The organism is Janthinobacterium sp. NFX145 (assembly GCF_049810325.1).
Taxonomy (GTDB): Bacteria; Pseudomonadota; Gammaproteobacteria; order Burkholderiales; family Burkholderiaceae_D; genus Janthinobacterium; species Janthinobacterium rivuli.
Genome location: NZ_CP187360.1, coordinates 242,056 through 257,954, shown reverse-complemented (window position 1 = coordinate 257,954; position 15,899 = coordinate 242,056). Strand labels below are relative to the sequence as shown.

Here is a 15,899-nt window from a genome sequence, read left to right as displayed (position 1 = left end):
CAACTACACAGGCAGATTGTGACGTACTTTTGTGTTTCAGGCCAACGCGTCCTCGGCCAGGAGCAGCTTATGCAGCAGATATATCAGGAAAGAAGCGATCCAGGCTGACCACAAGGTGTGCGTGAAAAATTGCGTACCTTGCAACTGTTTCTGCCAACCTGCGGCCAAACCGCACAGCAATATGACCCCGACGAGCAGAAACGCCGTGCGCGGCCGTCCGGGCAGGCAGAACAATGGCAAGGCCAGCATCCACCAAGCGGTATTCGCCTGTGTAGCGGGCAGGCAGACCATGGCAGATGCGCTGGCCGGTAATGTTTCCAGCAGGCGCGTGTACGGCTCCATTCCGCCGTAGCGCAACAAATCCGTGGGGCAAGGCACATCACTGAATGAGGATAGCAAATAAATACTTAATGGCACCAGGACAGCCGACAGCGCCACGACATGCAAGGCGCTGCGGCGTGAGGCCGGCCAGGCCAGTGGACGCTGCGTGTCCCAGACCGCCAGAGCAATCGCAGCTGCGGCCAGCAAGGTCATGCAGAACTGGAAACCGCGCGTCCACGCACTGCCAGCGCCGACAAATTGCCCGCGCATTCCGTCGAACATACTGTCGGCGATCATCAGGTCGAGGTTGCTGTAATTGCCGATCCAAATTATCAGCATGGCCGACAGCATCAAGGCGCTATCGATGCCTTTGGGAGTTTTGACGAGTTTAAGCTTGGCCAACATGGGTGCACACACTACTTGATGAGAATGGAAGTCATCGTACAGTGTCAATATGAAGAGAACATGACGATGCCCGCCGTGCACAACATGTGGTGAAAATGATAAAGGCAGACGTAGGTCGGCTTAGCGCGCAGCGCGTAAGCCGACACCACCCGCGGCGTATCAAACCACCAGACGAAAAAAAAACCCGACCATTTCTGATCGGGTTTTTCTCTACTGCGAATAACAAGCCTGACGATAACCTACTTTCACACTGGTTGCAGCACTATCATCGGCGCAAAGTTGTTTCACGGTCCTGTTCGGGATGGGAAGGGGTGGGACCAACTTGCTATGGTCATCAGGCATAACTTGTACTGGCGTTTGTCTCCTGTAGGACGACAAAGCCTGAATCTGGAAGAAGCAAAGATTGGGGTAATGAATAGTAGTATCAACACACACGCAACGTTGTACCGTCTTATCCTCTGTACCTGCTAAGGTTATAGGGACAAGCCGTACGGGCAATTAGTACTGGTTAGCTTAATGCATTACTGCACTTCCACACCCAGCCTATCAACGTCCTGGTCTCGAACGACCCTTCAAAGAGCTCAAGGCTCTGGGAAATCTCATCTCAAGGCAAGTTTCCCGCTTAGATGCTTTCAGCGGTTATCTCTTCCGAACTTAGCTACCCGGCAATGCCACTGGCGTGACAACCGGTACACCAGAGGTTCGTCCACTCCGGTCCTCTCGTACTAGGAGCAGCCCCCCTTCAAATTTCCAACGCCCACGGCAGATAGGGACCAAACTGTCTCACGACGTTTTAAACCCAGCTCACGTACCACTTTAAATGGCGAACAGCCATACCCTTGGGACCGGCTACAGCCCCAGGATGTGATGAGCCGACATCGAGGTGCCAAACTCCCCCGTCGATATGAACTCTTGGGAGGAATCAGCCTGTTATCCCCAGAGTACCTTTTATCCGTTGAGCGATGGCCCTTCCATACAGAACCACCGGATCACTATGTCCTACTTTCGTACCTGCTCGACTTGTCAGTCTCGCAGTTAAGCACGCTTATGCCATTGCACTATCAACACGATGTCCGACCGTATCTAGCGTACCTTCGAACTCCTCCGTTACACTTTAGGAGGAGACCGCCCCAGTCAAACTGCCTACCATGCACTGTCCCCGATCCGGATAACGGACCAAGGTTAGAACCTCAAACAAACCAGGGTGGTATTTCAAGGTTGGCTCCACGAGAACTAGCGTCCCCGCTTCAAAGCCTCCCACCTATCCTACACAGATTGGTTCAAAGTCCAATGCAAAGCTACAGTAAAGGTTCATGGGGTCTTTCCGTCTAGCCGCGGGTAGATTGCATCATCACAAACATTTCAACTTCGCTGAGTCTCGGGAGGAGACAGTGTGGCCATCGTTACGCCATTCGTGCAGGTCGGAACTTACCCGACAAGGAATTTCGCTACCTTAGGACCGTTATAGTTACGGCCGCCGTTTACTGGGACTTCAATCAAGAGCTTGCACCCCATCATTTAATCTTCCAGCACCGGGCAGGCGTCACACCCTATACGTCCACTTTCGTGTTTGCAGAGTGCTGTGTTTTTATTAAACAGTCGCAGCCACCAGTTTATTGCAACCCTTTCACCCTCATGGAGTAAACCAATCAAGCTACCGGGGCGTACCTTTTCCCGAAGTTACGGTACCAATTTGCCGAGTTCCTTCTCCCGAGTTCTCTCAAGCGCCTTAGAATACTCATCTCGCCCACCTGTGTCGGTTTGCGGTACGGTCTCGTATGACTGAAGCTTAGAGGCTTTTCTTGGAACCACTTCCGATTGCTTCGTGAACAAGTTCACTCGTCCCATCCCCTTGAATTCCGCGCCCGGATTTGCCTAAGCGCCTTCTATGAGACAGAAACTGACTATTCCAACAGTCAGACAACCTTCCGCGATCCGTCCCCCCATCGCATCATACGACGGTGCAGGAATATTAACCTGCTTCCCATCAGCTACGCATCTCTGCCTCGCCTTAGGGGCCGACTCACCCTGCTCCGATGAACGTTGAACAGGAAACCTTGGGCTTACGGCGTGGAGGCTTTTCACCCCCATTATCGCTACTCATGTCAGCATTCGCACTTCTGATACCTCCAGCATCCTTTACAAGACACCTTCGCAGGCTTACAGAACGCTCTCCTACCATATCCAATAAAGGATATCCGCAGCTTCGGTGACTGGCTTAGCCCCGTTACATCTTCCGCGCAGGACGACTCGATCAGTGAGCTATTACGCTTTCTTTAAATGATGGCTGCTTCTAAGCCAACATCCTGACTGTTTTAGCCTTCCCACTTCGTTTTCCACTTAGCCAATCTTTGGGACCTTAGCTGGCGGTCTGGGTTGTTTCCCTCTTGACGCCGGACGTTAGCACCCGACGTCTGTCTCCCAAGCTCGCACTCATCGGTATTCGGAGTTTGCAATGGTTTGGTAAGTCGCAATGACCCCCTAGCCATAACAGTGCTCTACCCCCGATGGTGATACTTGAGGCACTACCTAAATAGTTTTCGGAGAGAACCAGCTATTTCCAAGTTTGTTTAGCCTTTCACCCCTACCCACAGCTCATCCCCTAATTTTTCAACATTAGTGGGTTCGGACCTCCAGGGCGTGTTACCGCACCTTCATCCTGGCCATGAGTAGATCACTTGGTTTCGGGTCTACACCCAGCGACTGATCGCCCTATTCGGACTCGATTTCTCTACGGCTTCCCTATATGGTTAACCTTGCCACTGAATGTAAGTCGCTGACCCATTATACAAAAGGTACGCAGTCACGGAACAAGTCCGCTCCTACTGTTTGTATGCACACGGTTTCAGGATCTATTTCACTCCCCTTCCGGGGTTCTTTTCGCCTTTCCCTCACGGTACTGGTTCACTATCGGTCGATTACGAGTATTTAGCCTTGGAGGATGGTCCCCCCATATTCAGACAGGATGTCACGTGTCCCGCCCTACTTGTCGTACGCTTAGTACCACCGGTCCGATTTCACATACGGGGCTATCACCCACTATGGCTCCTATTTCCAGAGGATTCTGTTATCGGTCCGACTATCACGTACAGGCTCTTCCCATTTCGCTCGCCGCTACTTTGGGAATCTCGGTTGATTTCTTTTCCTGCAGCTACTTAGATGTTTCAGTTCGCCGCGTTCGCCTTGCATACCTATGTATTCAGTATGCAATACCCTAAAAGGGTGGGTTGCCCCATTCGGAAATCTGCGGATCAAAGTGTGTTTGCTCACTCCCCGCAGCTTATCGCAAGCTACTACGTCCTTCATCGCCTGTAATCGCCAAGGCATCCACCATGTGCACTTATTCGCTTGTCCCTATAACGTTAGCCTCTCATCACTTGCATAATGAAAGAGCGCTACAGGGATAAGAAAGTACAACGTTGTTGCTTGTTTGTTGATACATACAATCATTACCCATCAAGTCGCCTCATGCATTGCTGCACGCATAGACTTGATCAATAAATAATCTTTACTTCTTCCAGATTGTTAAAGAACGAAACAGCTTTGATCGCTAAAAGATCAAACCTAAACCTACTGGCTTACGTTTGCACTTTCGAGTAAAACTTTGGTGGAGGATGACGGGATCGAACCGACGACCCCCTGCTTGCAAAGCAGGTGCTCTCCCAGCTGAGCTAATCCCCCTGAGATTTACTACTCGGTTTTTACTGGTAGGGCTGGTTGGACTCGAACCAACGACCCCCGCGTTATCAACACGGTGCTCTAACCAGCTGAGCTACAGCCCCAACGCGGAACTACTACGACTACTGTTTCTTCTTAATTAAACAGCCGATAAGTGTGAACATTTGATGCGTGAATCATTACTGATTCGTGCAAACTCTAGAAAGGAGGTGATCCAGCCGCACCTTCCGATACGGCTACCTTGTTACGACTTCACCCCAGTCACGAATCCTACCGTGGTAAGCGCCCTCCTTACGGTTAAGCTACCTACTTCTGGTAAAACCCGCTCCCATGGTGTGACGGGCGGTGTGTACAAGACCCGGGAACGTATTCACCGCGACATGCTGATCCGCGATTACTAGCGATTCCAACTTCATGCAGTCGAGTTGCAGACTACAATCCGGACTACGATACACTTTCTGCGATTAGCTCCCCCTCGCGGGTTGGCGGCGCTCTGTATGTACCATTGTATGACGTGTGAAGCCCTACCCATAAGGGCCATGAGGACTTGACGTCATCCCCACCTTCCTCCGGTTTGTCACCGGCAGTCTCATTAGAGTGCCCTTTCGTAGCAACTAATGACAAGGGTTGCGCTCGTTGCGGGACTTAACCCAACATCTCACGACACGAGCTGACGACAGCCATGCAGCACCTGTGTACTGGTTCTCTTTCGAGCACTCCCCAATCTCTCGGGGATTCCAGCCATGTCAAGGGTAGGTAAGGTTTTTCGCGTTGCATCGAATTAATCCACATCATCCACCGCTTGTGCGGGTCCCCGTCAATTCCTTTGAGTTTTAATCTTGCGACCGTACTCCCCAGGCGGTCTACTTCACGCGTTAGCTGCGTTACCAAGTCAATTAAGACCCGACAACTAGTAGACATCGTTTAGGGCGTGGACTACCAGGGTATCTAATCCTGTTTGCTCCCCACGCTTTCGTGCATGAGCGTCAATCTTGACCCAGGGGGCTGCCTTCGCCATCGGTGTTCCTCCACATATCTACGCATTTCACTGCTACACGTGGAATTCTACCCCCCTCTGCCAGATTCTAGCCTTGCAGTCTCCAATGCAATTCCCAGGTTGAGCCCGGGGATTTCACATCAGACTTACAAAACCGCCTGCGCACGCTTTACGCCCAGTAATTCCGATTAACGCTTGCACCCTACGTATTACCGCGGCTGCTGGCACGTAGTTAGCCGGTGCTTATTCTTCAGGTACCGTCATTAGCAAGAGATATTAGCTCTCACCGTTTCTTCCCTGACAAAAGAGCTTTACAACCCGAAGGCCTTCTTCACTCACGCGGCATTGCTGGATCAGGCTTTCGCCCATTGTCCAAAATTCCCCACTGCTGCCTCCCGTAGGAGTCTGGACCGTGTCTCAGTTCCAGTGTGGCTGGTCGTCCTCTCAGACCAGCTACTGATCGATGCCTTGGTAGGCTTTTACCCTACCAACTAGCTAATCAGATATCGGCCGCTCCACGAGCATGAGGTCTTGCGATCCCCCACTTTCATCCTTAGATCGTATGCGGTATTAGCGTAACTTTCGCTACGTTATCCCCCACTCCAGGGTACGTTCCGATATATTACTCACCCGTTCGCCACTCGCCACCAGAGCAAGCTCCGTGCTGCCGTTCGACTTGCATGTGTAAGGCATGCCGCCAGCGTTCAATCTGAGCCAGGATCAAACTCTTCAGTTTAATCTCTGTTACTTTGCCATTTTATTGGCACCGTCATTGCTGACGGGTCGCTCACTCAAAAAACTGACAGGCCACTACTTTCGTAGCGCCTATTTCATTATTTCTTGTGAACATTTGATATTTTAAGTTAGACGCCAATCCGAAGATTGACGCTGCACTTGCATCAAATGTCCACACTTATCGACTGTTAATTGTTAAAGAACTGTATTCGGTTACTGCTTTCGCGCTATCGACAAAGCGTTGTGTTTGTCAGCTGCGAAGAAGGAAGAGTATGAAGCATTTCGCTAAATCCGTCAACTCCTTCTTTTCTCTCGTCTCACTCGGCATTTGCATGCGTCGTTCAGCGAGGGGGCGAATTATAGCCAAGGTGCCGCGGCTCCGCAAGGGCCATTTATGGCAACACGAATGACTTCACCAGGGTCAGCTCGCCGGCGGCCCGCATCGGCACCTGGAAGCTCTGCAGCTTTTCACGCGGCGTGCCTTCGTTGGTAATGACAGATATGCGGGCGACGGTCAGCATGGCGGTGTTCTCGCCGCTGCCGTAGTAATTGACGTAGACGTGATAATTGCCCTTCAGGGGCGCCGCGCTGGAAAAGATCTCCGGGCCATAACCGGTGGTTACGTCCACATCCAGCGCGCCGCCATCTTTCAAGACGCGATTGCCGTACCAGGCGTGGCCACCGTCCGGCGTGACCACGTGCATATCGAGGTCGGTGCCGGCGCTGTCCCACGACAGCACGACGCGCAAGCGCGCCTGGGTCTTGCCCTGGTAGCTGTCGACGAACTGGGTCCGCGCGCGGCTCCTGCCATCGGGCGAGCGCACTTCCACGCTGTTCGAGCCGCTGCCGAAGCCATAGGGACGGCCGTAGCTGCCATCCTCACCCACTTCCATCGGCATCGCCACGCCATTGACCACCAACGTAGCGGGCTTGCCCTTGACGGCGCCGGCGATGCGCCCCCGTATCTGCGCCGTTTCGGCCTGGCCCGGCTGCAGGTTGACCGACGCGGCGGGGTAGTTGACCGCTTGCGTGTATTCCTCGCTAGCGCCGGCCGAATTGCGCCAGCCACTCTTGGGGGCGTCGATGGTGACCTGGGCCTGCGCCCAGAGTGGCAATAGCATCAGGGGAATCGCGCAACGGATATAAAAACTCACAGAGCCTCCAGGTTAAGGTCGACGAGCCGGCGGGCCAGCCGCTCGACATATTCTTCGTCCTGGCCGCGCGGATGGTTGCGCAGGCCAAGATGCAGGTATTCATGGGCCAGGGTGATGCGGTCTTCGCGCGTGGCCAGTGGCCGCATGTAGATGCGGTTGCGCGACTGCTCCGAATACGGCGCGCCGCTCTGCAAGGCGCAGACCAGCGGCGCTTGCGGCGGCGCCTCGTAGCCGGCCTCGCGCAGCAGCACGCGCTGCCAGCGCGGCACGGACCGCGCCAGCCAATCCTCGTTCTGCGCCAGGCGCCGGCAACGCGCGCCGGTATTGCCAAAGGTGCTCAGCGCACCGCCGGGATAAGCAGCCGCTAGCAATTCATCATAGTGCTTGCCTTGTTTCGCCTGGCGCACCGCCTCGCTCCACGCCATGGTTCCTTCGGACGCCTGGTTGCTGTGATAGCGCACGGTGACGCCATCGACGATCAATTGGTCGGTCCAGCGCGCAATCGCCAGCGCCGCCGGCGTGGCGGGACTGGGACTGACGCGCTGGGTCGCGCTGCTGTCTGCAATCTGCTGGCAGCCCGCCACCGTCACCGCGTTCTGCTGCAGATACGTGCGCGCGGCAATTGCCAGCGCCTTGGCCGCTTCCGGCTCACTAGTACTCGCTTCGCGATCGAGCACGCGCGCCACATATTCATTGACGCCGAAGCGACCGCGCAGTTGCGGGCGGCCGCCCTTCTCTTGTAGCAGCATCAGTTCACCGCTGCTGCGCAAGGCCAGGTTCTGGCCATTGTCGAACTGCACATGGTAGCGGCCATTCAGCGGCCCAACCGCAGCCACGCCACGTTCGCCGCGCACGGCGCGAATTGGATAGCGCTTGAAGTAATCAACCACCACACAGCCGCCATCGTCAGCCGCGCCCACTTTCGGCAAGCTGGCGGCCAGCCTGGGCGCCCACTGTTCAAAGACATTGCTGCTGCCGCCCGCGCCGCCAAACCAGATCGGCGTGCCGTCGGCCAGCCAGCCGGCCGCGCCGCCGATACGTTCGTCCGCCCTGCGCTGCTCGTGCCAGGAATACGTTTTGACGCGCAGCTGGCTGCCGAACCAGCGTGCCGTACCCGCGCCGCGCCCATCAAGCACCACGCGCAGCAGCGCCGCTTCCGCGTCCACGCGGCTGGCGGCCGGGATGCTGTCGAGCGCGCGCAGCAGGCTGTCCAGGCGCACCGTGCGCTTTGGTACCAGCTGCGCGGGATCCGCCAGCCAGGCAAAGTCCCCTGCCGGCGCACTACCCAGGCGGCCCGTCCAATACTGGCGCCATGACGCTGGCGCGATCATCAGGCGCTTGGGCGAAAAAAATGGGCCGCACGATTGCGCCAGCGCCGCGTCGTGGCCGATGCTCTGGCCCGCATCGCAGCAATACACTTCTTCCGGATCGCGTCCCCCGCAGCGGTAATCGGGCATCGCCACCTTGTTATCACTCGCATACACATACACGAACAGCTTCCACAGGCTGGCCAGGGGCACTTGCCGCGCGCCGTCAAACGGCGGCGGCGCCGTACCGCCCTGGCGCAGCTGCCGCACTTCGATTTTGCCGTCACGCCACCAGGCCACATCCAGCGAGGCCGAAAAAGCGGGCGTCGCCAGCAGCGTGGCAAGCATCAAGGCCGGACGTGCAAAGCCCATCACTCGACCTTCAACGCGCGTGTGGTCTTGCCGCCGCCTTCGAAGGCTTTCTGCTCCGGCTGATACATGCGGTAAAAGCGCGCCGGCGGCAGCACGTAACTGCCCTTCTGCGCAAAGCGCAGCAAGTGGCGCACGGTCACGTCACCTTCCAGTGGCTCGACCGGCACGGCGTAGCCGTCGCGGCGCTCGGTGTGACGCGCGCGTTCCAGCGCCGCCGGCTTGTCGCCCGCCATGACCATGCCCCAGGTGGTCGATTCGACCATGGCGCCGGGCGGCAGCGCCACTTCCAGCAAGCCAAAACGGTGCTTCGCGCCCGGCCCCGCTTTCAAGGTGATTTCATCGAGGTACAGCGCGTCCGTGCTGAGCGCTTCGCCCGGCTTGACCAACTCCGTCGTATAGCCACCCTTGCCCGCCTTCATGCGCAGGATGCGACGTTCGACGGCAACCGGTAAGGTTGGCGCTTCGGCGGCGTGGCTGTCATACTGCAGCACGGCCACCGTGCCGGCCGGCGCCGCGGTCGATGCGGCGAGACGCAATTTATCGGGAATACTCTTGGTATCGCTCCAGCGCCAGACCGGCTGGCCGCTGCGGCTGTCGCGTTTTTGCCAGGCGCCGTCCAGCGTAACGACCAGCCCCTTGCCGAACGATGCACCGCCCAGCTTCTTTTGCACCCACAACAAGGTCATCGCGCGATCCAGGGTCGGCATCTCGGCACGCACGCTGGCCAGCACCGCCTCGGCCTGGGTAGCCGGCACTTCGCCGGCCAGCATCAGCAGGGCCTGCGCCACCGGCGCTTTGGACTCGCGCAGCACCTGCCACGAGCTGGCCACTTGCAGCTGCAGCGAATGCGGCAGGGCGATGCCGTTCTGGGCGGCCACCAGCGCCACCAGACCAAGGCCCATCGCTTGCGCTTCGCGATCAAGTGCGCCACCCAGCAGCAGGCTGCCCGTGTCGCCCACCTGGCGCGGCTTGCCACCCAGGACGGCGATGGCGCTGTCGTCCACCAGTCCCGCCGCCAGCGTCTGCGTGGGCAGGCCCATCTCGCGCGCCATCCACAACACCAGCGCGCGGTCGCCCATCGCATCCTTCAAGCCATGTTCGCTGTAGACGGCCAGCAGCTTGTTCCAGTGCTCGGGCGGCAGCTCGATGCGCAGCGCGCGCGCCGCGTACCAGTCCGCGTAATAGGCGTAGGCCGTCATCAGGGCATTGCCGGCCGTGGCATTACCCCACCAGCCGAAGACGGCGTTCGGACCGGCCATGGACACCAGACGCAGGCGCTGCGCAGTCAGCAGCGTTTGCAGGCGCTCGCTGGCCGCACCGGCGTCCGGCCCCAGGCTTTGCGTGGCCAGCGCCAACGGAATCAAACGGCTGGCCGTCTGCTCCACGCAGCCATACGGATAGTCGATCAGGTCGTCGGCGATGCGCGCGAACTGGCTGGCCGCGCCTTGTGCGAACGAGACGCGGATATTGCGCGCGTCCGCCGGCAGCTTGAGTGGAATCTCACCGGTGGCGCCATCGAGCGGCAGCACCAAGGAGCGCGGGCTGCTCCACGCGGCGGGCAAGGTTTGCATGGCCGTGTCCAACGCGTCGACCAGTTTGCCATTCTGTTTTACTTCCAGGCGCAGCGGCCCACCGCCAGCAGTCAACGGAAATTCGACGTAATTGACACCCGGTTTGGCAGACAGTTTTTCCGTCTTCGGCTGCGCTCCGCCAGAGAGAACGACGTCGAGCGCCTGCTCCTTGCCTGTCTGGTTGAACACGGCCACCGAAGCGCGCGGCGCATCGCCAGCACGCATCCAGTCGGGCGCCGTCCACTTGGCATAGAAGTTTTTATCGGAACGCAGATAGGCGGTGCGCTGGCCGACGCGCCCCTGCTCATCCATCGCGCGGCCCGTGATACGCCAGCGGGTCAGCGCATCGGGCATGGTGAAGCTCACGCGCGCATTACCATTCGCATCGGTCTTCAGCGAAGGCGCCCAGTAAGCCGTATCGATATTGTCGCGGCGTGGACGTTCCAGCACCTTGACGCCACGCTCGTTGTAATTGTGGCGTGCCGGTGCGCCCGCTGTGCGGCCCTGCGCCATGTCATAGCTGATGAAAGACAGACTGGCCGTGGTGCGCACGTTATTGCGGCGCGGATGATAGAAGAAGTCGCCGATGTCCGGCGCGATTTCCGGCTGCAGCACATAGATCATTTCATCGACCACGCCCAGCGCCACCATCGTGCTCAAAGGCTTGCCGTCCAGCGTCGCCTTCACATCGAGCGTGACCTTCTCGCCCGGCTGGTAGACCTCCTTGTCCGCCTTGAACTGCAGCGCGATGCGCGGCTCGATCACTTGCAGGCCGGCGTTCTCGAAGACGAAGTCACCATTGCGCGTGTACGCCACCGAGAACGTCATGTTCGGGCCATGCTCTTCTTTTACCGGGATGCGCACTCGCCACTGGCGCGGCGCCACGCGTTTCGCCTGGTACCAGTCAGCGCCGCCGGCCATCAAGCCATGGTGCTCCACCTTGTCGCGCTCTAACGTGAACAGCGCCTGCTCGACCTTGTCGGAGAAGGTGATCAAGGCTTCGGCCGTGTCGCCCGGACGATAGCGGGCGCGGTCCAGCACGATCTCGATGCTGCCCGGCGTCGTTTGCACGCCATCTCCCGACACCCAGTGGCTGGCGGCGGCCAGCAAGTTGCCACGCTCGTCGCGCAGCGCCAGCTGATACGAACCCGAGGCGGGGAACGTCACGTCCCAGCCCTTGGCGTTTGGATCGAACGCGCCGTCAGTCTTGCTCTGTTTTTCCAGCTGCACCATCTCCCAGCGCACGGGCTTGGCCGCGCCCTGGCCGTCGGCCAGCAAGTCGAAATGCACGTTTTGTCCCGGATCGGAAAACTGGCGCGTGGCTTTCAGCTGGTAGCTGCTGCTCGAGCGTTCTATCATCAGCTCGCGCGTCGCCTTGACGCGGTAGGCCGCGCCATCGGTCGCCAGCACGGTCAAGATGTAGCGCGAAGGATCGGCGGCCGGAGGCAAGCTGAAGTCCACATTGCCGCTGCCGTCGCTCGTCACTTCCTCGGTCTTCAAGGCCACCGGGAACAGGCCGCTGTAACGCAGTTCGCCTTCGACCATGGTGTTTTGCTGGCCGCGCAGCGACAAGGTCATCTTCGCATTTTTCACCGGTTTGCCATCGGGGTAGCGCAGCGCGATGCTGCCCTTGACGGCCTCGCCCGTCTTGAATTCCGGCTTCGAGGGCTGGACGTTGATTTCAAAGTGCGGCTTGACGTATTCGGCCACGCGGAAGGCCGCGCCATACACGCCATCCTTGTAATTGAAGCGCAGTTCATAGCCGCCGGCGGTCGCTTCCGTGGGCAGGCGGAAGCGCGTGTCCGCGCCCGTGTCGCCGGACAGCTGCAGCGTTTGCGTCAGCAGCGGCGTGCCATTCGGATTGAGCACGCTCAAGCTGATCGGCGCAGCGGCGGCTGCCTGCGAGTTGCGCGCGGAGGTGAATTCGCGGCCCAAAAACTTGACGTTGACCTCGTCGCCGGGCCGGTACAGGGGCCGGTCCGTCACCGCATAGATCTTGGTGTTGTAGATCTCGCTGTCATAGTAAAAATTCTCGGATACGAACACGCCACCGTCGCGGTCCTGGCCCAGCACATACGTGTGTTCCGGGCTGCCGCGCTCGAGCGAGGCGACGCCGTCGACACCCGTGGTGGCCGATTGCAGCACGCCGGTACCGTCCGTCCATGCCACATTGGCGCCGGCCACGGCCGCGCTGTTGTCGCGCCGTGCCGTCCACACCAGCATCTGGCCGGACGATACCTTGGTGACGGCCACCGTGTCCGACACGAATACCAGCGTGGTGGCGCGGTGCTCGCCGATGATCGCTTCGATCAGGTACAAGCCCGGCTTGCGTTTGCCCAACGGGATCATCACGTTGCCGGCGCCGGCGACGATGAAGTCGCTGCTGGACCCATCGAGCTTGACGCCTTTGGGCGGCGCGATGGCCCTGGCCTGCCAGATCGGATAGCGGAAGCTGTCGACCAGCTCCATGCCCTTGATCGGCTTGTACTGCGGATGATTGGCGAACACGGTGCGCCGGCGGATCGCGTCATTCGTCGCCAGCTGCGGCTGCTCTTTGGTAACGGCCAGGCGCGCCTCGCCGGAAAACAGCTTGCGCCAGGCCAGGCGCGACTGCTTCCACCAGCGATCCCACAGAAAACTCAAGGTGTTGGCCAGGCCCTCGCCCTGGTAATTGCCCTCGACCTGGATGCGGTGCAGATTGCGCTGCTTTTTCAGGAATTCCATCGGTTCGGGCACGCGGTAGACGACGATGTCGGCGCCCGAATACGCTTCCAGATTCATGCGCCCCATGTCGCGGCCCGGCACTTCCAGGCGCACGCGCGCTTCATCAACACTGCCGTAGCTGGCGTCCGACAGCAGGAAGAACGGTTCGCCCTTGAAGGTGCTGTAGTTGCTCGGCTCGCGTTCCTGCGCGGAGGCGCTGCCCAGCATGAGCAGCGCGAGAAGGCCCATAAATAGCAGCTTCATGATAAAAACACCAGCCGGAACACTCCGGCGAAATTGGGATTGTTGACCACAGGTTGCCACCGCGTGTCCTTCCAGCTCGTAAGTTCTTTGATATCGACGGTCCGCAGACCATTGTCGTCGGGGGTGACGGTGCCGGTGTGGTAGGCGATGCGCGCCCCCATCCAGACCATCAGATGCTGTTCGTCGCCCTGGTCGAAAAACAGCAGGTCGCCGGGCAGCGCCTGGCTGATTTCGCGGGCGATGAAACGGCTGTTGTGCTGCACCAGCGCCAGCGCCGTGACGAAGTGGCCGACCTGGCCGCCCGTCTGTACCCAGCGGTTGCGCAAGGCGGCCTGCTTCGCATCCAGTTCCAGCTCGGGCGGCAGGCGACGGTCGCTGGCGATGCCGTTCGCATGCAGCCACTTCGCGTCATGCACGGTGAGCGCTTCGTTGACGGCAAAGCGCACCAGGCCGGCGCAATCGCGGTGCGTCCAGCGCGGCGACGGCCCCCGTTCGATCTGCGCGTTGACGATGCGCAGCATCCAGGCCTGGAAGGCGCGGCTTTGCGCCTGCGACAGCTGCACCTGCGGTTCGGCGGCCGCGCGCAAGGCCCAGGCAGGCATTGCCACGGTGGCGGCGCAAGCCGCCAGCGATCGCAAGGCGGCACGGCGCGCATGCGCCACCGTCATCGCCCAGTCTCCTGCCATTCCAGCGTTTCCCATGACGTGCCGCTGGCTGGCTGCCGCTTGAGCACCATGCGCAGCGGAGGGTATTTTTTCAAGGCGTTCAGGCGCGGCACCAGATGTTCGTTGGCGGCTGCGCGCAGTACCGGTTCGTTACTCGCCGGCAGGGTGTCGAAGGCTTCCAGCTGGATCAGCCGGGCCAGCGACGCCGGCGCGATCAGGCCGATGGTGCGCGCGCCATCGGGCAGCAGGTCGCTGGCGGCCGGCGCCTGCTTGCGGCGCACGGCCAGCACCTGGTCCACCAGCTTGCCGTCGGCGGAAAAAACGACGGTATTGCCGGCCACGGCCAGCGCCGGCGTGGACTGGCCCAGCGCCGTGGCGACGCTGCGCTCCCAGCGAACGGCGCCATCTTTACCTGTCGTTTTGCGCACGGGATCCTTGCCGCCGATGGCCGCCTCGAACAGGCTGCCATAGACAGCGTCATCACCGGCCTGCGCACTGCGCGTGGCAACAAACACCGGCGTATGCAGGCGCGAATTGCCGTACCAGCAGGCGGCGGCCGGCCCTTGCAAGTGTTCGGCCAGCGGCGCCACGGGCGCGGAGGTCTTGCTGCCCAGGCGCTTGAGCACAGGCTGCAGCGCGGTCCAGTCCACCGGCACGCTGAAGCAGGCGCTCGGGTTGTGCGGCAGCACGGGCCACAGGGCGCTGCTGTCGTAGCCGCCGTTCTTCAGCTTGTCGGCATTGAGCAGCACCTTCGATTGCCAGGCGCCCTGTTGAAAATCGAAGCGCAGCGCCTCTAAGGCGCCAAAGAAGGGCTGGTAGCCGAAGGACAGGAAATCTGCCTTGACGGCGATGCTGTGGCCCTCGGGCGCGGCGCCGTCGAGATGGAACTGCGGATGAAAAACGTTTTGTTTGGCCGGCTCTGGCGCCAGCAGGCTGGCCACGGTTTTCTCGGCCGTGCCATCGCCATGCTTGCCATCGCTGCCGCCATACAGCATGCCGGGATGGGACAGGATGACCAGGCGCTGGCCGTGCGCGGCAAACAGCAAGGTGCGCTGGTAGGCATAGTTCAGCGCGTAGACGGGCACGCTGTCGCCATCGACGCGCAAGCTGCCGGCCACGCGCATCTGCGTATCCTTCAAGGCGATCTTGCCCGCTTCCTCGAGCAGGCGCGTGAGCTGGCTGCGCGACACGGCAATGGCAAAATGCTTGAGCGAGCCGTCGGCGTCGCGCCACAAGGCCACTTCCGCCGGCTGGTCCAGCACCATGCGCAGCAACTGGTCGCCCCAGCCCAATTCATGCTCATAAGCGATGCGGCGCAAACTGCCCTTCAGGCCCAGCCGGTCTTCGCTCTGCTCGTAATAGAACAGGAAATCCTCGCGCAGCACGTCGCGCGCCAGCGGCACCGTCAGCAAGTCGCGCGGCAAGGCCGACAGGCTTTTCGTGCGGACCAGCGCGTCGGGCCGCGACAAATCGAGCTTCAAGCCGTTGACCGGCCCCATCGCGCCCCAGCCGAAGACCCGGTAGCCGACCAGCGCGGCGGCTACCACGGCCACCCCGGCCAGCGTCCCGACCAGGACTTTTTTTATTGAGTACGTTTTTCGCCAGCACCGTGTATCCCTTTACCCTGCCTTAGCATTGACAAGTTAGTAATTATTGACAAATGGTAACATGGCATTTGTGGCCGCAGCGCACAGCTGACGCGACAGCGTAAAATAGCGGTTTCGCCG

The 15,899-nt window shown here is 59.7% G+C and carries 6 protein-coding genes, 2 tRNA genes and 3 rRNA genes; all 11 read right to left on the bottom strand.

Going from position 1 to position 15,899, the window contains the following annotated elements; translation table 11 throughout:
* Positions 1–36: 36 nt before the first annotated feature.
* Entirely contained in the window at positions 37–726 is a 690-nt protein-coding gene (locus ACPJXG_RS01060) for a phosphatase PAP2 family protein (protein WP_425253128.1), read from the bottom strand.
* 226 nt (positions 727–952) lie between these two features.
* Positions 953–1,065 (bottom strand): 5S ribosomal RNA (rrf, locus tag ACPJXG_RS01055).
* Positions 1,066–1,203: 138 nt separating this feature from the next.
* A 23S ribosomal RNA gene (locus tag ACPJXG_RS01050) occupies positions 1,204–4,080 on the bottom strand.
* 251 nt (positions 4,081–4,331) lie between these two features.
* A tRNA-Ala gene (locus ACPJXG_RS01045) sits at positions 4,332–4,407 on the bottom strand.
* Positions 4,408–4,431: 24 nt separating this feature from the next.
* Positions 4,432–4,508, bottom strand: a tRNA-Ile gene (locus ACPJXG_RS01040).
* 98 nt (positions 4,509–4,606) lie between these two features.
* Positions 4,607–6,137, bottom strand: a 16S ribosomal RNA gene (locus ACPJXG_RS01035).
* Together the 16S, 23S and 5S rRNA genes with 2 tRNA genes alongside form the textbook arrangement of a ribosomal RNA operon.
* 391 nt (positions 6,138–6,528) lie before the next feature.
* On the bottom strand, positions 6,529–7,257 hold the full coding sequence (locus tag ACPJXG_RS01030; RefSeq protein WP_176389455.1) for a YfaP family protein: 729 nt from the start codon (positions 7,255–7,257) through the stop codon (positions 6,529–6,531).
* A 29-nt stretch (positions 7,258–7,286) separates the two neighbouring features.
* The gene (locus tag ACPJXG_RS01025) at positions 7,287–8,969 is read right to left on the bottom strand and encodes a DUF2300 domain-containing protein (RefSeq protein ID WP_425253127.1); all 1,683 of its coding nucleotides are present in this window, start codon (positions 8,967–8,969) and stop codon (positions 7,287–7,289) included.
* A complete protein-coding gene (locus tag ACPJXG_RS01020; protein ID WP_425253126.1) occupies positions 8,969–13,507 on the bottom strand; it encodes an alpha-2-macroglobulin family protein in 4,539 nt (1,512 codons plus the stop codon). Before ACPJXG_RS01020 ends, ACPJXG_RS01025 begins: the two co-directional genes overlap by 1 nt.
* Positions 13,504–14,193: a DUF1175 family protein gene (locus ACPJXG_RS01015; protein ID WP_425253125.1), complete on the bottom strand. Its 690-nt coding sequence runs from the start codon at positions 14,191–14,193 to the stop codon at positions 13,504–13,506. The genes ACPJXG_RS01020 and ACPJXG_RS01015 overlap by 4 nt, the downstream gene beginning before the upstream one ends.
* The gene (locus ACPJXG_RS01010; protein WP_425253124.1) at positions 14,172–15,719 is read right to left on the bottom strand and encodes a DUF2138 family protein; all 1,548 of its coding nucleotides are present in this window, start codon (positions 15,717–15,719) and stop codon (positions 14,172–14,174) included. Before ACPJXG_RS01010 ends, ACPJXG_RS01015 begins: the two co-directional genes overlap by 22 nt.
* Between the last annotated feature and the right edge of the window lie 180 nt (positions 15,720–15,899).